This window comes from Marinomonas transparens, from assembly GCF_016463975.1.
Taxonomy (GTDB): domain Bacteria; phylum Pseudomonadota; class Gammaproteobacteria; order Pseudomonadales; family Marinomonadaceae; genus Marinomonas; species Marinomonas transparens.
In genome coordinates this window covers 312,684-334,199 of the sequence record NZ_JAEMNX010000001.1, presented here as the reverse complement: position 1 = coordinate 334,199, position 21,516 = coordinate 312,684, and the positions used below count along the sequence as shown (strand labels likewise).

The window sequence follows — 21,516 nt, the reverse complement described above, 5'->3', positions numbered from 1 at the left end:
GTTTCCTTTAAAATTCATAGCGTCCGCTTATTTCGAAAGATCTGTCTGCGCCAAACCAGCAATTCGATTCGTCATAACAACTGTAATAGGTTTCATCTAAAGCATTGGAAACGGCTAACTGTAAGCTTGCTCCCTGCCATTGTGGTGACAATTGAGCCAAGTCATAGCCGATCGACAAATCGACAAGGGTGGCAGATGGTACGGCCCCCGTGTTAGCAGCGTTTAGCTCCATTTCACCTATATAGCGTAGTCCGGCTCCAAAAGAGGTTCCTGATAGCTTGCTTTGTGTGGGGGCATAATGTAGCCAAGTTGATAGTTGCTGGTCTGGCACCCAGATAGGTGTTTTACCTTGAATACCACTGTTGTCTTTCGTTACTTCTACATCTTGATAGGTATAAGCGGCATTTAATGTTAATTCTTGGCTGATGCTTTTTTGTATTTCCAATTCAAGTCCACGAGAGCGAATTTCGCCCACCTGTATCTTGTCGTAAGCTGATCCATTCGGGTCACGAGTTAATACATCTTCTTTTATTATTTGGTAGCTTGTGAGGCTTGCTGTTGTATTGCCTCTGTCATACTTTACGCCGACTTCCCATTGATTCGCTGTTGAGGTGTCGTAGGGGTCGCCATTACGGTCACTACCTGAAACTGGTTCAAAGCTTTGTGCATAGCTAATGAATGGAGAGAAACCATTATCTAGTTCGTAGAGTGTTCCGATACGTCCCGTAAATTGTTTTTGATCGATTTTTGTGTCTGTTTGAGCGCCATATTTGATACCTGTTTCTGTCGATTTGTATACATCATAGCGTCCACCAGCAATGAATACCCATTGATTTAGGCGCATTTGATCTTGGAGATAAAGTCCTGTCTGTTGCTTTTCTATTGTGAAGTCACTTGTATAGCCTGATGCAGCAAAGTCTAGATTGCTTCGAATTATCTGGCTGTGGTTAGGGTTATAGAGGTCAATAGTAGGCGCAATAGCATCTTCGTATTTGATGTCCGATGTCAGTTTTAGGTAATCCAAACCGACTAATATGTTGTGTTCTATATCACCTGTATCGAATATGCCTGAAAATTGGTTATCTACAGTGATGCTCTTGCTAGCTTCGTCAGTAAGGTAAGCCCTACGAGACAAGGTTCTTTCATCACTTGCTAAACTAGATGAATAGGTATTTTCTTGATATGCGGTCGCATCCATGACACGGGCATTTTGTAAGAAGTTCCATGTATCGTTTATTGTATGGTCTAATTTATAACCTAATAGAAGTACTTCTTTATCAAATGTTTCCCAGTTTTCATCACCTGCATAGGTATCTTTATTTAGGTAACCATTAATGCTTTTAAAGACCGTTCCTTTTGAAGGTAAAGAGCTATAGATGCCCATACTTGGATCTTTTTGGTAATACATGTTTAGGTTCAGCAATGTATTTTCACTGATTTTCCAATCAACAGACGGCGCAATCATGACTCGCTCTTCTTTTGAAGTGACGGCTTGCCCATCTTTTTTACGAACTAATCCAACAACTCGGTAGTTCATTGTGTCTGATAATGCACCAGTGCTATCAAATTGGGCTTGTTGTTTGTTATCACTACCTAAGGACAATTCTACACTGTGTTTATCTGCTTGCTGAGGCGCTTTGCTGATGAGGTTTACCATTCCGCCAGGTGCAATTGATCCGTATAACGTAGAAGTTGGTCCTTTAAATACTTCAACTTGTTCAAGGGCAGAAACATCAATTTGTGGCTGTAAATTCCAATCGTTAAAGATTAGCTGCAAACCATCGTAATAATTCTGATCATTTTTAAATCCTCGAATGCTAAAAAAGTCTAAACGACTGACCGCACCACCTCGAAGTTCGGTATTTATGCCTGAAGTATAGCGTACGGCTTCAGCGATACTTTCTACGCCTTTTTCTTCAAGTTCTTCTTTAGTGCTGATTGAAATTCCCTGGGGTGTTTCCTCTGGATCGAGTAACGTCTTTGTGGCTGTATTACGATAAGTCTGTCCTTGGACTTCTAAGGTATCAAGGACATTATTTGTCTCTGATGCTGCGATGGATTGAGCGGATGCCGCCGCAATAGCGACAGACAGCATAGCAGGGTGATATTTCACGGACAGTTTCATTTTATCTCCAAGAGCATACAATGAGTTATTGATAATGACTCTCATTATGCTTTTGTAACAAAATGAAAACTTAACCTTTTGGTGCATCTGTACTAACGAGGCTTAATAGGTAGCCAAAATTCCATATAGCTATTGCTGGACATTGGGTCGTATTCGGGTGAATAGAGCTCCAATTCAAATCCAGATACGCTTGAGTAATCCGACTCAGGCAACCAATGATGAATAAACCAATCGACAGCCGTTTCTACAGCACTGACTTCACCGTGAACAGGAATCACCGCATATTCTTGTTCGGGGACGTCTAATGTTTCTAACTTTATTGGGTTGTTCCTTTGTGACTGCGGATCGGTTTGATAACCGGCCCAATAGATAAGCTGTTCTGGGTCTTCTACTTTTTCTCGCGTATCAATTACCCCAATAGGGTTTTGTTTAGTGGCATCGATTTTTGTGTCTTTTTCAAGGTTGTTCCAGACTTCTGGAACGCGTTCTACAAAGTTAGGAGATTTCGAGAAAGGGCCGTATATCCAATTTGATAACCCATGGATACGAAAAGCAGGTCGATTTTCGATACGAATTTGAGTGAATGCTTTTGGTATTTTCCATGTGCTGCGTTTTGGCGTGCAGTATTGTAGCGGTGTTCTAAGGCCGATACGTTTGCCTCGTTGGCGATATTCTCGTGGAGAGCATTGAAACATTTGTCTAAAAGCACGGCTGAAGCTGATCTCTGATTCAAAACCGCATTCTAATGCGATATCCAGATGACGACTTTCATTTTGTAGCAATAATTCGGCCGCTTTACTAAGCCGTAGTTCCCTAACGTATTGCGCTACGGTGAGTCCTGTTGCATCGCCAAAGACCCGCTGAAATTGCCAACGTGACCAGCAGCTTTTTTCGGCTAATTCGGCCACATGAATCGCTTCATCCAGATGTTCATGAATGTAGTCGAGTACTTTTTCGATGCGAGTGAGTCGGGCTGTTTTTGTCATGGTGAATAACCAATCATCATCAAATGAGACCGATTATCATTTATTTCAAATGATTATTCTATGTTTGTTTGTATTTTTTGAAATTCAAATGAATTAATTTCTATAAAGATACACAAAGTATGTGAATACTTACCTACTTTTTGATCTATGCATATTGGGTTATGAGTACTTTTGCAATGTCGCAATGGTGAAGGCAGCAAGGTCTGTGTAAACCTCAAAGTGGAAATCAATCTTCTTGTATTGAGTTTCACGACCTTTCCCTGTTAATACTAATACAGGTGAACAACCTCTGGCTTTTCCTGCCTGAAGGTCTCTCAGAGAGTCTCCGACCATAATAGCTGGGTAGTCCTCGAACGATAAATCCAGTTGCGCTTCAATGTTTTCAATCATGCCGCTTTTTGGTTTGCGACAAGTGCAGTCGTCATCAGGTCCATGTGGACAATATTGAATGCCAGCAATAGAACCGCCTTCTTCTTTTACAAGCAAGTTCATTTTATCGTGCATGGCTTGGAGCGTGTTTTCATCATAGTAACCACGAGCAATTCCTGATTGGTTGGTAACGATGAAAATCTGAAAACCTGCTTTAGATAAAGCCGCAATGGACTTAATACTGCCCGGAATAGGCAGCCATTCATCAACGGATTTTACATAGGCGTCCGAATCTTGGTTAATGACACCGTCTCGATCTAATAAAATGATGGGTTTGATTTGCGCCATGATGTTTCTCTTTTGAAATTTTTAAGGGATAAAGACAGTGATTATGTATTGAGGTTATTCTTTACTTCTAACTATTTACTTTCACCTATTGGAGCAAAAGCGGCGTTACGGCAAACAAGGCTTAGATCATTAGGCGCAAGGCCGATATCTAATCCTCTTTTTCCGCCGCTGACATAGATTTTTTGTTGAGATTGAGCACTTGCATCGATACAAGTAACTAAGCTTTTCTTTTGTCCAACGGGACTAATACCACCCACTAGATAGCCAGTTAACCTTTCGGCTTCTTTCGGTTCTGCCATACGAAGTTTTTTTACACCAAAAGCGTTCGCTGCCTGCTTTAAATTTAATGTACCTGTTACTGGAACAATAGCGACAAAGAAGTTTTTATCATCACTAACCAATAAGGTTTTAAATACACTGGTGGCATCAAGGCCGAGCTTTTGCGCGGCCTCTTCGCCAAAGTTTGTACAGTGTGGGTCGTGTTCGTATTGATGGATAGTGAACTCGATCTTTTTCTTTTTAAGCAGGTTAATCGCAGGTGTCATTGTTGTTTTATTTACCTTTGCCAGAACATAGGAGTAAACAATACTAGTAAGGTGAAGACTTCTAGACGGCCTAGTAACATAGAAAAACACAGCATCCATTTTGCGGGATCGCTGACACTGGTAAAGCTGGCAGAGACCTCTCCTAAACCCGGTCCTAAGTTATTCAATGTAGCGGCTACGGCAGACCAAGCCGTGACTTGATCTAACCCTGTCGCCATTAGGCCAATCATTAATATGACATATACTAATAAATAAGCTGAGAAAAACCCCCAAACCGCCGAGATGACCCGCTCGTGGATTGCCTTTCCACCGACCTTAACGGGAATGACTGCATTAGGGTGAATCAGGCGCTGAATTTCTCGCATACCTTGCTTGAGGATCAATAGAATTCGTATGACCTTCATCCCGCCACCTGTTGAACTGGCACAGCCGCCAGCAAAAGACGTCACGATTAATAAGAACGGCAGAAAGTTCGGCCAACTAGAAAAGTCTGACGTTCCGAAGCCAGAGGTTGTGGCAATGGAGACACTTTCAAACACGGCGTATCGTACCGATGTACTCCAGTCGTAAGTTGATGTCATGGCCAAAACCAAGGTGGAAAGGATGACAGTACAAGATAAAATAAATAGGAAGAAACGAGCTTCTGGGTCTTTAAAATAATGCCAAACGCTTTTATGGCGCCATGCATAGAAATGTAGGGCGAAGTTAAAAGCGGACACAATCATGAAAAAAGTACATATCATTTCTATGGCGACACTGTTGAAGTAACCAATACTTTCGTCATGGGTTGAGAAACCGCCAATCGCCACTGTCGAAAAGCTATGGCAGATGGCATCGAATAAACTCATGCCAGCAACCCAATAGCCTAGTGCACAGATGGTCGTTAAGGTGGCGTAGATATACCAAAGCGCCTTTGCTGTTTCTGCAATTCGTGGTGTTAGTTTGGTGTCTTTTACTGGGCCCGGTGTTTCGGCGCGATATAACTGCATACCACCGATACCTAAGATTGGCATGATGGCGACGGCCAAAACGATAATTCCCATACCACCTAACCAAGAGAGTAGCTGGCGATAAAATAGAATGGATTTGGGAAGAGCATCAATGCCTGTAAGTATGGTCGCCCCAGTTGTCGTCAAGCCTGAGATAGATTCAAATAAGGCATCAGTAAAGGTGAGTTCTGGTGTTTCGGCAAGGAAGAAAGGAACGGAACCGAACAAGCCCAATACCGTCCAGAATAAAACAGTGACCAAGAAGCCATCGCGTATTTTTAGTTCACCTCGCTCTTTACGAACAGGAAACCAGAGGAAAAAACCACCTAATAAGTTGATGCCAAATGCATATAAAAACGCATCTAGTACGCCGTCAGAATAGATAAGGGAAACGATGATTGGCGGAATCAGCGAGACACTGAACACCATCACCAATAAGCCAATGACACGTAAAATAACGCTAAAATGCATGTTAGTTTCCTAGAGCCTGAGAAGGAGATTATTACTCAGGCGCCTCTGTTTATATAAAGATCTTAAAAGAAAGTTAAGCCAACTTGGAACATTTGCTCCACCGCTGGGATTTGCTTCTTGTTAGTGACAAAGATAATGACATGGTCTTCAGCCTGAATGACCACATCACCAGTTGCAATAATGACATCGTCTTCACGGACGATAGCACCAATGGTTGCCCCTTCAGGAAGGTGTAGGTTTGCAATGCTTCGTCCCACTACTTTGGAAGAACGATGGTCACCGTGAGCAATCGCTTCTAATGCCTCTGCGGCCCCTTTTCGCATAGAGTGAACGTTCACCACATCTCCGCGTCGTATGTAACTTAGTAGTGAACTGATGGTAGTTTGTTGAGGAGAGATGGCAATGTCGATCATGCCCTCTTGCACTATGTCTACATAGGCAGGATTGTTGATGATGGTCATTACTGTTCGTACACCTAGCACCTTGGCCAGCATAGACGACATGATGTTGGCTTCATCATTATTTGTTAAGGCACAGAATACATCCGTTGATTCAATATTTTCTTCGAGCAAAAGCTCTTGCTTAGAAGCGTCACCGTTGAGCACTATGGTGTTGTCTAACGTCTCGGAAAGGTAGCGACAACGCTCAACACTCCGCTCGATGATTTTTACGCGATATTCCTTTTCTAAGCTACGTGCTAGACGTTCACCTATGTTACCGCCGCCGGCAATGATAATGCGTCGATATGGGGTGTCTAATGGTCGTAACTCACTCATTACATCCAATACATCACGCTGAGCTGCTAGGAAAAAGACTTCGTCATTAGCATAGATGTGAGTGTTGCCGTTAGGTGAAATGGATTGTCCATCTCGATAAATTGCTGCAATGCGTGTAGTGATCGACGGCATATGTTCTTTCAAGAAGCTGATTGGTTGGCCAATTAGAGGGCCACCCTTTTCCGCTTTCACAACGACTAGTTGAACTCGGCCTTCGGCAAATTCCATTACCTGTAATGCGCCCGGATAGCGAATCAATCGACTTAGGTGTTTTGTTACTTCTTTCTCTGGACTGATTCGAACATCCATTGGCAGTGCTTGGTCACAGAATAGCTGTGGGTATTTTGCATAAGCACTTGAGCGAACGCGGCCTATTTTTGTTGGCGTGTTAAACAGGGTATAGGCAACCTGACAAGCTACCATATTGGTTTCATCTTGGTTACTTACGGCAATCAGCATGTCAGCATCATTACAGCCAGCCTGATCTAAAACGTCTGGGTGCGATCCGCTGCCTTCTACCGTTTGAATATCAAGCCGATCTTGTAGTTCTCTAAGGCGGGTTAAATCGGTATCGATAACCGTAATGTCGTTGTCCTCACTTGCTAGATTCTCAGCCAGTGTTGCGCCTACTTGGCCTGCGCCTATGATGATGATTTTCATATTCTGCCTTAGAGCGGAGTTTTATTGTATCGGCTCTGTGTATGGTCAAAGTGATTTATTTAGCCATTCAGACCAATGACTTTTTCTATTTGATGTTGTCTGAAAATAGGCTTTTGTCTAGTGATATAAGTTTAACCACATAAGTAACATTATTTAACTTGATCTTGGTAAATACCCATAAAAAAGTGAGTTATTTTTCAAATAGGATTTATTCAGGGGATTTGATCTGTGACTTCATTAGTCTGGTGCTAATAAAAGCAAACGAGTTGTTTATTGATTTGCTTGACTCAATAAACAACTCATTTTTATCCGGTATAAAATGCCTAACAAAATGCGTTTCATGTGAAACAATTTGTTAGGCGTTGTCTCGGTTCATTAAAGAAAGGGAAAAGGTCTACGAGTCCGATCTATATTCATTGGATGTGATCTTGTCTCGGTTCGAAAAAAATCTTTTATCTATTGGCTGCTCTTTTCAAGCAAGCAGTAATAAAAACCATCCTGTCCGTTTAGGGTTGGAAAGAGTTGTCTGCCATGACTGACTTGGGTTCCCCAAGTCAAATCAAGCTCGGCCGCCAAAGTATTTAACGGGGCTTCTTTTGCATCAGCTTGTTCTGCTATAAATTTAGCCATTTGTTGTTCATTTTCTTCAGGCATTAATGAGCAGGTAGCGTATAGCATGAAGCCCCCCGGTTTTAATGTTTTCCAAACGGCTTGAATGATCTCTTGCTGAATCTCTACCAGTTCAACAATATCGGCAGGCTTACGATTGATCTTGATATCTGGATTTCGGCGAATGACCCCTGTCGCAGAACAAGGTGCATCAAGCAAAACTTTATCGAATGTTTCTTCATCCCACCAGTCTTCTAGTTTGCTTGCATCAGCACAAATCAAATGCGCTGGATACCCTAGTCGCACTAAGTTCGATTCGATTTTTTCCATGCGCCATGGCTCTAATTCAACAGCGGTCAGTTCGATACGAGAAGATTTTTCTAATAGGTGGCCAGTTTTTCCTCCTGGTGCTGCGCAAGCATCAAGAACCTTCTCGTCTTCTTTGGGGGAAAGTATGTGAGCAGAAAGCTGAGCCGATTCGTCCTGAACACTAACGAAGCCCTCCTCAAATTTAGGGAGCTGATCAACGCGGACAGCTTTTCTTAGGTACAAAGAAGAGGCTGAAAACTCACCTGCTTCGGATTTTATACCCTCTTTCATAAGCAGTTCTTGGTATGTTTCACGTGAAACTCGATCATCATTCACCCGAATACACATAGGTGGGTGCGTGTTGCTGGCTTCGATAATTTGCTCGAATTGTTCCGGCCAATGTTTTTTGAAGCGCTTTACTAGCCATTTTGGCTGATTGAATTCAACCGATGGCATGGCCTCTAGGTTAGTAACTATCTCATCAGCCTCTCTTTGATAACGACGCAATACTGCATTCATTAGCTTGGTTGCCCAGTCTTTTTTAAGAAGACGGCAGGCTTCTACTGACTCATTCACTGCCGCATGATCTGGTGTGTTCATATGGGTGAGTTGGTATAAACCCAAAAGAAGTGTGGCATACAAATCTGTGTCTTTTTCTTCAAACGGGTGACTTAGCAAACTTAAGGCGATGCTGTTTAGCGTTGGGTAATGGCGACAAACACCAAAGCAAAGTTCCTTAAGGAGAGGAATATGTTCGCTGGCAACGTCTGCTTGATAGCGTGCAAGTTGAGTACTTAATGAGCCTTGCTGAAGCAGGATATTAGCAATGACCTTGATAGCCACTTGGCGAGCGCTATGCTGAATAGATGTTGTGTCAGATGTTTGATTCATGATTTTTGGCTCATAGTGTTTGCTCGATTAGGCTCAGTTGTTGGCCAATTTCTAAGGCGGCTTTGTGTTTACCATTGAGAGCATCTTGTACTTTCATACGCTTGCCTCCAGCAAATTGTACCTCTGTAATTTGGATTGCCCCTGCCCCAGTTGTGACGATAATACCATCTTTGCTGGTGGCTATAATTTTCCCCGGAATGTTAGAGTTGTTGTCGCCCTCGGTTGCTAGTTGTGCAGCATGGATTTTCATAGTACCTGCAAGGCTATTTGTGTAGGCTACAGGCCAAGGCGATAAACCGCGAATTTGTCGTTCGATCAACTCAGCAGACATTGACCAATCCACATTGCCTTCTTGTTTTGTAAGCTTTGCCGCATAACAAGTAAGACTTTCGTTTTGTTTTTCCGGTATCAGTTCATTGGCTTGGAGCTTATCTAGTGAGGCAATCAAGGCTTCACCTCCCAGAACAGCTAGACGGTTGTGTAAGCTAGCAGAGGTGTCAGAAGGTTTGATATCACAGTGAGCTTTGAGCAGCATGTCCCCTGTGTCCAAGCCTACATCCATTTGCATGATGGTGATGCCTGTCTCTTTGTCTCCTGCAATTAATGCACGATGAATAGGTGCTGCACCACGCCAGCGGGGTAATAAAGAAGCGTGTACGTTGATGCAACCAAGCTTTGGCGTATCGAGTACGATTTTAGGCAGAATGATTCCATAAGCGGCGACTATCATCAGGTCTGCTTTTAGACTTGCAAGCTGAGATTTATCTTCTTCTTGCTTGAAATTTACTGGCTGGAAAACTGGAATGTTATTAGCTATGGCAAGTTGCTTTACTGGGCTTTGTACTAGTTTCTGACCACGCCCTGCAGGACGATCAGGTTGGGTGTATACACCAACTAATTCATATTGTTTCTCTGCTTGCTGATCAATAATAGCCTGTAGGCTAGCGGCAGCGAATTCTGGTGTTCCGGCAAAAACAATGCGAAGTGGTGAAAAAGTCTGCATAAGGTTTCCTTAAAGAAAAAATCAGGCCATGGCCTGATTTTGTAATAAGAGATTTTTGGTGCCTTGTGAATAGGCTAATTATAAATGGTTACTTAGTTTGTTTAAGCGCGAGTTTGTGTGCTTTTTCCAACTTACTTTTTATGCGATTACGTTTTAATGGAGAAAGGTAATCAACCATAAGTTTACCATCAAGGTGATCGACTTCATGTTGCACGCATACCGCCATCAGTTCATCCACTTCTAATTCGAAAGCTTCGCCATGACGATCAAGTGCTTTTACCTTCACTTTGGCTGCACGGTATATATGTTCGTAAAAACCGGGTACAGATAGGCAACCTTCTTGGAACTCATTTGCTTCATCATCAAGAACTTCAAACTCAGGATTAATAAACACAAGAGGTTCATTACGTTCTTCTGAAAAGTCCATCACAACGAGACGATAGTGGTAGTCAACTTGGGTTGCCGCTAGGCCCAAACCATTCTCTGCGTACATGGTATCAAACATGTCGTCGATTTGAGTTTGAAGGGCATCCGTAAACTCTGTGATTGGCTTGGCTACCTTGCGTAAGCGTTTGTCTGGGAATTCGAGTACAGTTAAAACAGTCATGATCTTTTCTTTTCCAACGAAATATTCAGGGAAGCTTGAATCGCTGTAAGCTTGTGTTACTGGCTCTCAGCTTCTCCTGTTATATTGATGCCTTATATTGATGAGCAATAGAAGACTCCCCACCACTCTTTTCATTTCTTCTATTGTAACGTAACTGGGCCTATTGAGCAGTCATCTGATGGCGGTTTTTTAGTCAATATGATTGAATAGTTTTGCAGATTTTATTATTTATGACTATTTGATGTTTTCAGTCTTGTTAAGAGCATTTAGCTAGGATGGCTAAACCAAGCGATGACTTATCCTTTTGTGGTCGTTCTTATCAGCAGCAGAGTTGCAAGGAAGCAGTATGATGGATCAATTTTCTTATGTTGGAGGTCTTAGCCAAACCGATTGGCTATGTTTTAGTTTCTTATCTGGAATCGGCCCTGCCCGCCTATCTCGCCTTTATACTTATTTAAATCAACTTGAACAACTTGGCTCTGGAGAACTTGTTGGTGACTCTTTGCCCGATGTGGATGGGCTTTTGTTAGAGAGTGGTAGAGCATCAGACATTACTTATGAACTGTTAAGGGCTCTCAAGTGGCCTGATGTTACGGCTCGACAAGCCATAGATTATCTATCGTCTGGAAGTTTAAATGATGAACAACAGGAGAAACGAGACCAGACACTCGACTGGCTCTCGGAACCTCATCACCATTTACTGCTCCAACAGAACGAGCATTATCCACAGGCTCTAAAAGAAATAGATACCGCTCCTGCATTTTTATACGGACAAGGAAGTTTAACTTCTTTAGGTTTACCGAAAATAGGCATTGTTGGCGCGCGAAAATGTACTGGCTATGGCCGTGATATTACTTTGCAGCTTGCTGAGCAATTAGCATCGCGTGGCATTTGTGTGGTGAGTGGAGGGGCCATTGGAATAGATACTGCCGCACATCAAGGGGCATTGCATGATGGTTCAACACCGACACTTGCCGTAATGGGAACAGGGCTACAGCATAGATACCCTAATAAGAACTCGATTCTATTTGATAACATTCTTTATCAAGGTGGCTTATTAGTTAGTGAATACCCACTAATGACGAGTGCTCGACCTCATCTCTTTCCTCCTAGAAATCGTATTATTAGCGGACTGAGTATTGGCGTTTTGGTGGTGGAAGCTTCCACCAAAAGTGGTTCTTTGATCAGTGCAAATTATGCGATTGAACAAAATCGTGAGGTCTTTGCTGTGCCAGGACGTTTGTTTGATACTCAGTCAGAGGGCTGTCATCAGTTATTACGACAAGGTGCGACATTGGTTCGAAACATAGATGATATCTTGTCTGAGTGCTCTGAGAGAAGCCTACAGGCCGGTAATCAGTATGACAAGAAAGCATCGGTTAAGTTTATGAAAGCAAAGCCTGTGTCCCGTGCTGATGAGGCTAGCCCCTCTCTTTCATCTTCATTTAGCAATAACCGATTTTCTGATTTACCACTAACTGTATCAAGTGCAGCGAAAGAACTCGCTCAATTATTGGAAAGAGAATCTCAACCTTTAGACTTTGATGCATTAATTCGACATACGAAAATGCACACCGAAATTCTTATGCAGGGGCTAATGGAGCTGGAGTTATCGGGCTGTGTGGAAAACCGCCATGGTGCTTATTCCCGTTGCTAATATGAAATTAGTCATTACCACTGAAGATATCTTTCTTGAGTTGCTTAATATCTCGGCGTTCTTTTTTGTTAGGTTTGTGATCTGCCATGATTCGGCCACCAAAAGATTTATGCTCAAGCGCTCTGCGTTCACGTTTCTCTATGGACTCTGGTGTTTCTTCATATAAGAGTTGTGCTTCTGGTGCCCCGCGACGTTGGCCACTAATGGCTTTAATTTCAATCGTCTTCTCATCCCATCCTAAGCGTATGCCGATCATGGCACCGACTTCTACATTACGACTCGCTTTACCCTTGCTACCGTTATATGTCACCTTGCCGCCATCAATGGCGTCCTTGCAAAGAGAGCGTGTTTTATAGAATCGTGCGGCCCATAACCATTTATCTAAACGAACGGCTTGTGGTGCTTGCTGTTTTTCTGCTTTACTCATAAGGAATGCGTTGATCCAATTTTGTGTTTTCATGTTTGAGGCTGTTATGCAGGATGTTAGTCATCACCCTATTTTCCAAGCACTACAAAAAATAATACACGATGCAGCAGATGCAATCATGGATATTTATCAACGTGCGGATTTAGGGATTGAGCAAAAGTCTGACGATAGCCCAGTTACCGCCGCAGATTTAGCTGCACATCGAGTGATCTTAGCGGGTTTGCAAGTACTCACACCAAACATTCCTGTGCTGTCAGAGGAAGCGGTTGTTTCATTTGAGGAGCGTTCTAAATGGCCTATGCTGTGGGTGGTTGATCCGTTAGATGGCACAAAAGAGTTCATTAAGCGTAATGGTGAATTCAGCATTAACATTGCACTCGTCGAAAACGGTGCGCCTATTTTAGGTATCGTTTACTTGCCTACTACGAATGAAGGCTACATTGGGGTGACAACAGGTTGGCAAGACCTACCTGTTGGGGCTTTCAAATGGCATGAAGATGACTTTGAAAGCATTAACGTACGAGAGCCGCGTGAACCTATTATTGTGATGACGAGTCGCAGTCATGGGCCCGCATTACCGAGTGAGCTGAAGGACACCCTCAAGTTAACTTATCAGCAAGTTCGGGAGCTACCTAAAGGTAGCTCAATAAAGGGTTGTCGAATTGCAGAAGGTATTGCCGACTTACACCTACGTCGTGGACCGACGAGTGAATGGGATACGGCGGCTCAGCAAGCCATTATTGAAGCCGCTGGCGGAATGCTGGTAACGCCGACAGGCAAACCTTTTTGTTATAACCAACGTGAAACCTTGTTGAACGGACACTTCTTTGTGTGTGGTCCTGAACTCGCACCCAGTGTAATGGATTGGTATAAAAAGCAAGACTAAGGTTTGCTGACTTAGTCTCCCCCTTTCCTCTCAGTCGCTTTATTGAGCAACGTAACCAACTTGATACGTGCTGAACTCAGCTTGTTTATCATGAATTAGCTTTTCTAGCGCTTGTTGCTCTACCTCTGACCTGAAAAATAGCCAGCTATGTAAACACCATTCTTTTGTATCTAGTGCGATAACATAGGCTGTTATGTCTGGATGATCGAATGAACTTACCAATGCTTCCTGTTGTGCTGACAAGGCTTCAATACTTGTGTCACGTGAAACATTTTCTTTAATAACCCAAGCGTACTGAGTGTCACAGATGTTATTTTTTTGTTCATAAACAAAAGGCAAGTAGGTACGAACTTCAGGGCGACCAAAGTCATGTTCTAGATTGTTATAGCCACCTGACGTTAAGAAAGACTTCATACCTTCACTCGAATTCCAAAAATAGAAGGGAGCATAACTATTTTCTCGTTGATAAATATCGTCATTGCTTTGCTCTTGATATAGGTAGGCCTTGAAACCCAAGTGAGGAAAGCCATTCAATTTATGAGCACTTTGTTCTATGCGCTGACGAATGATGGCCATATCAAACTGCGCCGGAAGTGTGAATTGATACTGCATGATAATCATAGTGTTTTCTCCTGCTAGTTTGCTGGATTAGAGTTGAGGTTTTTAGAAGAAGGGATCTGACCTTCACTAAATGACCAGTCATTGAGCTGGTTAAAAGAAATAACAATCATTAGATCCGCTGGAACTAAACCAAGCTGTACTTTGAAGTGATTAGACAAAGCTTGATAAAGCGCCTGCTTTGCTTCTAAAGACCGAGGTTTACCTGCCAATATTTTGATGAGCATCCAATTCTCAGAACGTTGTCCATTTGATACGCCGTAATGCAAATCGAAAAACCGTCTCCCCGAAGTGATACGGTGAAAAACGTGAAACTTATCTTGAATAGGTACATCGAAATGCGCGACCAATTGCTCGTGCAAAATATTAGAAATACGTTCAAGTTCAGTCGAAGACTTATGTTCAGGAACAAATAGCTCGATGAATGGCATATGCGTCTCCTATTGATTTGACTGGATTAAGGTTTCTAACTGAGATATGGCTGCGGCTGCAGAAGGCCAACCTGCATAGAAAGCCAAATGTGTCATCACCTCGGCTAACGCTTCATGGCTAACTTTATTTTCTTGAGCTTTTTTTAGATGGAACATTAGTTGTTCTGGACGAGACTGAGTGATCAGACTGGCCACAGTGATAAGGCTACGCTCACGGGGAGTCAGATACTCGGTACGCTGCCAGATCTTATCGAATAAAATTTTGTCAGTTAATTTTCCGAATTCTGGTGCTATATGACCAAAATGAATTTCCCCATTATTTGATGGGGATGTTTTAGTAGACATATTTGATACTCCTAAGGCTTGTCTTGTAAGGCCAACAAAACAAGATTAAGCTCTACATATGGTTTTGAATATCAAAACATATCGTACAAATAGTCCCAATAAACGGGATTGTTATGGTGATAATTGGAAACGAGAAATAATAAAGATGCGTAAACCCACACTCGATTTAGAAGCCTTACGTTCATTTGTGATGGGAATAGAACTTGGTAGCTTTGCAAAAGCGGCCGATCATTTGAGTCGTTCGACGTCTGCTGTCAGTGCTCACTTAAAAAAACTGGAAGAGCAGATAGGACAAGCATTGGTTCACCGCGATGGTCGGCATTTAAAACTGACATCTGCGGGTTTACGCTTGATGAAATCGGCTAAGCAACTATTAGCAGTTAACGATGATGCTTTTTTGCAACTCAAAAAAGGCCAAATTAATGGTCGAGTACGCCTAGGCTTACAGGAAGACTTTGGCGAGCAAGTACTCACAGAAACCCTTGCACGTTTTAGCCGAGCTTTTCCTGATGTAGAGATTGCAGTGAAGGTCACACGTAATGCGCAACTACAAGAAGGCATTGTGGCTGGTAGTATCGATTTAGCGCTTGTTTGGGCGTTAGATACACCTCAGGTTTCATCGATATTAGGAAGGTTCCCAATGCAATGGATTGCTCCAAAAGACTACGTAATAGCACCAGATAAAGCCCTGCCTCTAGTGTTGTTTGAACAGCCCTGTTTAATGCGCGAGCATGCGTTACAAGCATTGGATCAGCATGCTTGCGATTGGCGTATTGCTCTGACGAGTCATAGTTTATCGGGAGCTTGGGCTGCCGTTGAGGCAGGTTTAGGCATCACCGTTAGAACGCTTGCTGGGATGCCAAGTAGCTTGTCAATCATCGAGAGTGAGCACTTACCTACTCTACCAGTTCTGAAATTATTAATGCTAAATGCGGAAGGGGAAAAAAGTGACGCTGTTCAGGCGTTGCAAGACACCCTAAAAGAAGCACTCCATCAACATTTTTCTGCTTATGGGTGTTAAAGGGATTGTTAGATAAAACGTTCTAGCCTTGTACTACGTAGCATTCTTTAACCCACTATTGAGTCGAGAGACGATGCGGACTTTTGCTCGCTTTAGAAAATCGTTTTGCAGTGGTTGGGCAAAAGATCGTGCGATGGCGACGGTACCTACCAAAGACACCACGGTTTCTTCGGCCAAGGCTTTCGCTTCTTGGCTACCGCGCTTTTTTAAAATCCCTGCTAGACGGTCAACCAGACTATCGAAACAAGCTTGATAAGCTTGGCGGACTTTTTCTTCCTTGTGTGCCGCATCGGTCACTAAAAACTCTAATGGCGAAGGATGCTCTTTGTCACTTTTACTCCAGCTTAAATAACGCGTCACTAGGGCTTTGATGTGAGTTTCTTTGCCTTCGGTTTGTTTATCATCTCGAGCCCAGAAGGCATGGGAGGTAGCAAATTGCATAGCAGCTTCGTATAAGCTGCTCTTGCCTGAGAAATGGGCGTAAAACGCACCATGGGTCATGTTCGCTTGCTTCATAATCTGCGTTAGGGTGACGCGATCAAAGCCGTGTGAGCAAAACAGCTTCGCGGCGGCTTGTAATATCCGTTGGCGAGTTTGTTCTTTGTGTTGCGATGAATAAGGCATACCTAACCTCTTTGACAAAATCTTTATATGACATCCTAGCAAAGGATCTGAATATTATCTTGATCATATAAAGACTCACTTTAGCATGGGGACTTTCTTTTTGCTGAAACCGAAGGGAGTTATCTCATGTCGCACAAAGAACGAATTGTCATTACAGGTATGGGCTTGGTATCGCCACTTGGGCTGGGTGTCGAGTCTGTATGGGGCCGACTGGTTCGTGGTGAATCGGGTATTCGAGTGTTGCCGACTAGGTTGACAGAAGGGTTAAGTACACTTATTGCCGGACAAGTACCAAGTCACACAGAACAGGACAATGGTTTAAACGAATTCGACTATCTGTCCCCTAAAGAGCGTAAGCGTGTCGATCTGTTTACCTTATTTGCTCTTGCTGCGGCCGATGAAGCCTTAGCGCAAGCAAATTGGAAGCCAACAACAGAAGCCGACCAAGAAGCAACGGCAACCATCATTGCAACTGGTATTGGCGGTTTGCCGACCATCACTCATGCTCAGTCAGTTTTAACCAACCAAGGTACACGTCGGTTGTCTCCTTTTACTGTACCTGCTTTTTTAGCGAATCTGGCAGCTGGTAACGTCTCCATCAAATATGGTTTTAAAGGGCCGATTGGTACACCGGTAACAGCATGTGCTGCTGGGGTACAAGCGATTGGTGATGCCATGCGTATGATTCGTAGTGGTGAGGCAAAAATTGCTTTGGCAGGTGGAACAGAAGCCTGTATCGATCCATTGTCTCTTTCAGGGTTTGGAGCATTAAAAGCACTGTCGACTAGAAACGATGACCCAACAAAAGCCTCTCGTCCTTTTGACAAAGACCGTGAAGGCTTCGTCATGGGCGAAGGTGCAGGCTTAGTGGTATTAGAAACCCTTGAGCATGCGCTGGCACGGGGCGCGACGCCGCTGGTCGAGATCGCAGGATACGGCACCAGCGCTGATGCTTACCATCTTACGTCTGGGCCCGAAAATGGTGAAGGGGCTGCTCGCGCCATGACGACGGCTTTAGTGATGGCGGACATATCCGCTGAGCAAATTGGTTATGTGAATGCCCATGCAACGTCTACCCCAGTGGGTGACCGTGGGGAGATCAATGCACTAAGACGAGTGTTTGGCGAAAAAATCAACGAGGTGGCTATTTCATCAACCAAATCGGCGACAGGGCATTTGCTAGGCGCCGCTGGTGGTGTGGAAGCAATTTTTAGTGCCCAAGCGATACGAACAGCTATTCTGCCGCCAACGCTGAATTTAGAACAACCGGAAGAAAGCATGGCGGACCTTGATCTTGTGCCATTAGTTTCACGTGAAAAAACAGTAGATTACGTGCTTTGTAATGGGTTTGGCTTTGGTGGGGTTAACGCGGCTTTGATTTTAAAACGATATTGAGGAGTGTTCACGCCGTTAGTTAAGAGTATTAAATAGTTAAACAAAAAGGCGACTTAAATGAGAGTCGCCTTTTTCATGCTTAAATGTATTTCAACGACTAGGACGTTAAGAATCCATGATGTAGTTAGGTAACCAAGTGACTAATTCTGGGAACATCATGACGACAATTAAGACACACAGCTTGAGTAGCACAAATGGCAGGATGGACTTGTAAATATCCAACATGGTAATTCCCGGAGGCGCTATGCCTTTTAGGTAGAACAAGGCGAAACCATAGGGCGGTGTTTGCACTGCAATCTCAATATTAAGAATCATCAAGATACCAAACCAAATCGGATCATAACCCAGTGATACAGCAATCGGTGTGAAGATAGGTGCGCACATTAGAACGATGATGAACTCATCGATAATAAAGCCCAACAGCAGCATGATCACTTGGAACAGGATGATCACCATAATTGGAGGTAAACCCAAATCTTGAGTAAAACCAGCCACCATGTTTTGTACGCCCATTAGCAAATGGAAGTTACTAAACACAGAAGCGCCAACTATGATCCACATGGCGACGCTGACGAGCAAGGCGGCTTGCATGCCCGCCTTCTGGACCATACGAGGTTTGAATCGCTTAAAGAGGATGGCAAGGATAATGGCGCCAACAACACCGATCGCACCGGATTCTGTTGGTGTCGCGATTCCCATGATGATGCTGCCTAATACCGCAACAATTAGCATCAGTGACAACAGGCCATCACGGGCCGTCATGAACTTCTCTTTTACTGTTGGCTGCACCTCAGGGATCTTATCCATTGGCGCGCGATTAGGATTCAACTTACAGGAAATCACCACATAGGCGATTAGCAGTACGATAGTAATGAGTGCAGGAATTAACGCACCAATGAACATACGGCCAACGGAGTTTTGTGTAGAAGAGGCAAACATGATCATTGGGATACTGGGTGGAATTAAAATACCTAAACCACCACCGGCCATGATAACGCCTAAAGCAAGACGCTTGTCGTAACCGCGTTCCAACATAGGGCGAAGTGCGATACTGCCCGATGTCATGATACCAGCACCTATGATACCTACCATGGCACCAATCATTGAACATACTACGATGACACTAATGGCCAATGAGCCACGTACGCGACCGATAAGCATTTGGCTCGCGGCGAACATGGCGTCACCTATGCCTGAGCGTGTTAAGAGTTGCCCCATATAGATGTACAGAGGAATCGCCAATAGGATAAAGCTAAAATGGGTTGCTTCTAAGGTAGTCGGAATAACGTTAAATAACGCATCCCCCCAAGTGATATAACCAACTCCCATTGCGATGCCGCCCAGCGCCATGCCAACAGGTGCACCTAAAGCAAAAGACACGATAATACAGACAAATAAAATGCCAGTTAATAATTCAATGCTCATCATTAGGCGTTTTCCTCTTGGTGTCTAATATCGTCTGGCAGGAAGGGTTTGCCTGTAATGGCATGATAGATTGATTCGATCCAATCGCTGGAAAGTTGCAAAATAAGTAGCCCACTGGCAATCGTCATCATTAACCAGTAGTGGTGAACGTGAGGCCCCCATTCACTTTGGCGGCGATAGTTAAACTCGAGTGCTTCTTCAAACTTACCTATGCTCATTTTGCAAACTATGACCATAAAGAGCATAGCGAGAGCGAATGAAAATAGGTTAAATATGCTTTTCGTTCGAGCAGAGACTTTGTTGTAAAGAATGTCGACGTTGATGTGTGCACGTTGCTGCTGAGCATAGGCTCCACCTAGTGCGGCGATGTAGCCAAACATGAACAAAGAGGTGTCGTAGGCCCAAATAGTTGGCTTATTTAAGATGTAACGAGAGAAAACCTCAAAAGCAACCACAAATGCCAAGATAGGCATTAAATAGGATACGGATTTTCCAATGAAAGCCACTACTGCGTGGACGCTTAGGCAATAGCGCCTAATAGCAGTCATAATCATGGTTTTATACCTGTGTGGGAGGGGAAGAAAGCAAATAAAAATAAAGGCGGTCATAGCTGACCACCTTTATTTTAAACACGAAATTGATCTAGTTCGCTTCTTTACGAAGAACGTCGATCAACTCTTTGCTGTACTTATCTGCCGCAGCGTATTCGTCCCAAAGCTTAGAGCCTGCTGCAGTCCATGCGGCTTTATCAGCGGCACTTGGTTCAGGGCTCCACTTAAGACCTTTCGCTTGCATTTCTTTAACTGCTTCACTTTCCCACAATTTAGACTTAGTTAATTGTGCTTGAGCATGAACGGTAGTTGCTGCTTGAACGATTGCTTGTAGGTCAGGTGTTAGTTTGTTCCAAGCATTTCTGTTCACTATGATAGGCAATACTTGTGCACCAGCGAGTGGAAGCTTGTACATGTATTTTGCCACTTCGACGTGGTTACCATCACGGTGGTCGATCATATTAGAACCGATAGAACCGTCGATTACACCCGTTGAAAGGCTTGTGTAGATCTCACCCCAAGCAAGAGAGACAGGTGATGCGCCTAGGTTACGTAGGAATTTACCATAAGCACCCGGAGCACGAATTTTCAAACCTTTGAAATCGTCAATCGACTTGATTTCTTTTTTGGTGATAACGTAAACAGCAGGTTGAATGTAAGGGTCTAACCAAACTAGGCCTTGTTCGCCATAGGCTCTTTTCAGTATTGGAGCCCAGCCTTTTTCATTGAACAAGGTGGTTAACTCTGTTGCATCGCTGGTGCCACCTGGTAGACCGATTTCAACCAAACCGGCAGGAAGTTCACCCGCATTCAGTGATTGGAAAGTCGCGCCCATGGTAACAAGGCCAGTTTTAACCGCACCAAAAATGCCAGTAGAACCGACGCCTTCACCAGCGTACAAGACTTGTACCTTGATACGGCCATTAGACATGGTCTCAATGTTTTTCGCCAAACTTTCGTAAACAGCACCAAAAGCTGACCCACGGCTGTATAGGTTAGCAAAACGCCAGTTGTGATCTGCTGCATGGGCAGTCGATGAAATTGCTCCTAAGCCTAGAGCGGCGGCCATCGAGCCTACAACTAGTTGCTTTTTAATTTTTTGTATTGTCTTTAACATGAACTACCTCGTTAACAAGTTTGCATATAAAGGTCACGTCACTTTACAGACTGTGACACCTTGTCATCGATACTTTCAAAAAGGTTGCGCCAATTAAAGCGCGCAAAATGCATCTAAAGTTTTGTGAATATCAAACAATAAAAAATCAAAAGCCTTTATAAATCAGACAAATAGATTTTTATCCATGCGCAAATAAAGGGCATATCAATCAATGATGGTGCAAAGTGTTTAATGAGCAACGAATGAAGAGATGAAAATGATTTCTATCTATGTCACTGAAAACGTGAATTTTTTTGCACTTTTTAATCGGTTTTTATAAAGGGGAGACGTT

The 21,516-nt window shown here is 43.4% G+C and carries 21 protein-coding genes; 4 read left to right on the top strand and 17 right to left on the bottom strand.

Annotation, left to right across the window (positions count from 1 at the left end):
* Nucleotides 1-7: 7 nt before the first annotated feature.
* The 9 genes from I8J31_RS01575 to def form a co-directional block, all read right to left on the bottom strand.
* Nucleotides 8-2,125 (bottom strand): TonB-dependent siderophore receptor, encoded by a 2,118-nt coding sequence (locus I8J31_RS01575; RefSeq protein WP_199466431.1) that lies wholly within the window; start codon nucleotides 2,123-2,125, stop codon nucleotides 8-10.
* A 92-nt stretch (nucleotides 2,126-2,217) separates the two neighbouring features.
* Nucleotides 2,218-3,111, bottom strand: coding sequence for an AraC family transcriptional regulator (locus I8J31_RS01570; protein ID WP_199466430.1), 894 nt, complete (start codon nucleotides 3,109-3,111; stop codon nucleotides 2,218-2,220).
* A gap of 159 nt (nucleotides 3,112-3,270) precedes the next feature.
* Entirely contained in the window at nucleotides 3,271-3,828 is a 558-nt protein-coding gene (gene gmhB, locus I8J31_RS01565; RefSeq protein ID WP_199466429.1) for a D-glycero-beta-D-manno-heptose 1,7-bisphosphate 7-phosphatase, read from the bottom strand.
* A gap of 71 nt (nucleotides 3,829-3,899) precedes the next feature.
* Nucleotides 3,900-4,373 carry a Cys-tRNA(Pro) deacylase gene (gene ybaK, locus I8J31_RS01560; RefSeq protein WP_199466428.1) on the bottom strand — a complete coding sequence of 158 codons (474 nt, stop codon included), beginning with the start codon at nucleotides 4,371-4,373 and terminating at the stop codon, nucleotides 3,900-3,902.
* 11 nt (nucleotides 4,374-4,384) lie between these two features.
* Nucleotides 4,385-5,833 carry a TrkH family potassium uptake protein gene (locus tag I8J31_RS01555; RefSeq protein WP_199466427.1) on the bottom strand — a complete coding sequence of 483 codons (1,449 nt, stop codon included), beginning with the start codon at nucleotides 5,831-5,833 and terminating at the stop codon, nucleotides 4,385-4,387.
* Nucleotides 5,834-5,895: 62 nt separating this feature from the next.
* A complete protein-coding gene (gene trkA, locus I8J31_RS01550; RefSeq protein WP_199466426.1) occupies nucleotides 5,896-7,269 on the bottom strand; it encodes a Trk system potassium transporter TrkA in 1,374 nt (457 codons plus the stop codon).
* Nucleotides 7,270-7,725: 456 nt separating this feature from the next.
* Complete coding sequence (rsmB, locus tag I8J31_RS01545) at nucleotides 7,726-9,078, bottom strand: 16S rRNA (cytosine(967)-C(5))-methyltransferase RsmB (protein WP_199466425.1); 1,353 nt, start codon at nucleotides 9,076-9,078, stop codon at nucleotides 7,726-7,728.
* A 10-nt stretch (nucleotides 9,079-9,088) separates the two neighbouring features.
* The gene (gene fmt / locus I8J31_RS01540; protein WP_199466424.1) at nucleotides 9,089-10,081 is read right to left on the bottom strand and encodes a methionyl-tRNA formyltransferase; all 993 of its coding nucleotides are present in this window, start codon (nucleotides 10,079-10,081) and stop codon (nucleotides 9,089-9,091) included.
* A gap of 88 nt (nucleotides 10,082-10,169) precedes the next feature.
* Nucleotides 10,170-10,688, bottom strand: a complete 519-nt coding sequence (gene def, locus I8J31_RS01535; protein ID WP_199466423.1) for a peptide deformylase — start codon at nucleotides 10,686-10,688, stop codon at nucleotides 10,170-10,172.
* Between the two features lie 346 nt (nucleotides 10,689-11,034).
* On the opposite strand from def, the gene dprA reads away from it, so the two are divergent.
* Complete coding sequence (gene dprA, locus I8J31_RS01530) at nucleotides 11,035-12,345, top strand: DNA-processing protein DprA (RefSeq protein WP_233402527.1); 1,311 nt, start codon at nucleotides 11,035-11,037, stop codon at nucleotides 12,343-12,345.
* A 7-nt stretch (nucleotides 12,346-12,352) separates the two neighbouring features.
* On the opposite strand, the gene I8J31_RS01525 is transcribed toward dprA, so the two are convergent.
* Complete coding sequence (locus tag I8J31_RS01525; RefSeq protein ID WP_199466422.1) at nucleotides 12,353-12,772, bottom strand: RNA-binding S4 domain-containing protein; 420 nt, start codon at nucleotides 12,770-12,772, stop codon at nucleotides 12,353-12,355.
* A 46-nt stretch (nucleotides 12,773-12,818) separates the two neighbouring features.
* Here I8J31_RS01525 and cysQ point away from each other — a divergent pair, with 46 nt between their 5' ends.
* The gene (gene cysQ, locus I8J31_RS01520) at nucleotides 12,819-13,658 is read left to right on the top strand and encodes a 3'(2'),5'-bisphosphate nucleotidase CysQ (RefSeq protein ID WP_199466421.1); all 840 of its coding nucleotides are present in this window, start codon (nucleotides 12,819-12,821) and stop codon (nucleotides 13,656-13,658) included.
* A 39-nt stretch (nucleotides 13,659-13,697) separates the two neighbouring features.
* On the opposite strand, the gene I8J31_RS01515 is transcribed toward cysQ, so the two are convergent.
* The 3 genes from I8J31_RS01515 to I8J31_RS01505 are packed head-to-tail and all read right to left on the bottom strand — an operon-like array spanning nucleotide 13,698 to nucleotide 15,052.
* Nucleotides 13,698-14,279: a DUF4865 family protein gene (locus I8J31_RS01515; protein WP_199466420.1), complete on the bottom strand. Its 582-nt coding sequence runs from the start codon at nucleotides 14,277-14,279 to the stop codon at nucleotides 13,698-13,700.
* A gap of 14 nt (nucleotides 14,280-14,293) precedes the next feature.
* Entirely contained in the window at nucleotides 14,294-14,707 is a 414-nt protein-coding gene (locus tag I8J31_RS01510) for a tautomerase family protein (protein ID WP_199466419.1), read from the bottom strand.
* Between the two features lie 9 nt (nucleotides 14,708-14,716).
* A complete protein-coding gene (locus I8J31_RS01505; RefSeq protein ID WP_199466418.1) occupies nucleotides 14,717-15,052 on the bottom strand; it encodes a carboxymuconolactone decarboxylase family protein in 336 nt (111 codons plus the stop codon).
* A gap of 145 nt (nucleotides 15,053-15,197) precedes the next feature.
* Here I8J31_RS01505 and I8J31_RS01500 point away from each other — a divergent pair, with 145 nt between their 5' ends.
* Nucleotides 15,198-16,073: a LysR substrate-binding domain-containing protein gene (locus I8J31_RS01500; RefSeq protein WP_199466417.1), complete on the top strand. Its 876-nt coding sequence runs from the start codon at nucleotides 15,198-15,200 to the stop codon at nucleotides 16,071-16,073.
* 33 nt (nucleotides 16,074-16,106) lie between these two features.
* On the opposite strand, the gene I8J31_RS01495 is transcribed toward I8J31_RS01500, so the two are convergent.
* Nucleotides 16,107-16,697: a TetR/AcrR family transcriptional regulator gene (locus I8J31_RS01495; RefSeq protein ID WP_199466416.1), complete on the bottom strand. Its 591-nt coding sequence runs from the start codon at nucleotides 16,695-16,697 to the stop codon at nucleotides 16,107-16,109.
* Between the two features lie 126 nt (nucleotides 16,698-16,823).
* On the opposite strand from I8J31_RS01495, the gene fabF reads away from it, so the two are divergent.
* Entirely contained in the window at nucleotides 16,824-18,092 is a 1,269-nt protein-coding gene (gene fabF / locus I8J31_RS01490) for a beta-ketoacyl-ACP synthase II (RefSeq protein WP_199466415.1), read from the top strand.
* Between the two features lie 105 nt (nucleotides 18,093-18,197).
* On the opposite strand, the gene I8J31_RS01485 is transcribed toward fabF, so the two are convergent.
* The 3 genes from I8J31_RS01485 to I8J31_RS01475 form a co-directional block, all read right to left on the bottom strand.
* A complete protein-coding gene (locus I8J31_RS01485) occupies nucleotides 18,198-19,520 on the bottom strand; it encodes a TRAP transporter large permease (protein ID WP_199466414.1) in 1,323 nt (440 codons plus the stop codon).
* On the bottom strand, nucleotides 19,520-20,071 hold the full coding sequence (locus I8J31_RS01480; protein ID WP_199466413.1) for a TRAP transporter small permease subunit: 552 nt from the start codon (nucleotides 20,069-20,071) through the stop codon (nucleotides 19,520-19,522). The genes I8J31_RS01485 and I8J31_RS01480 overlap by 1 nt, the downstream gene beginning before the upstream one ends.
* Before the next feature lie 88 nt (nucleotides 20,072-20,159).
* A complete protein-coding gene (locus tag I8J31_RS01475) occupies nucleotides 20,160-21,185 on the bottom strand; it encodes a TRAP transporter substrate-binding protein (protein WP_199466412.1) in 1,026 nt (341 codons plus the stop codon).
* Nucleotides 21,186-21,516: the final 331 nt, after the last annotated feature.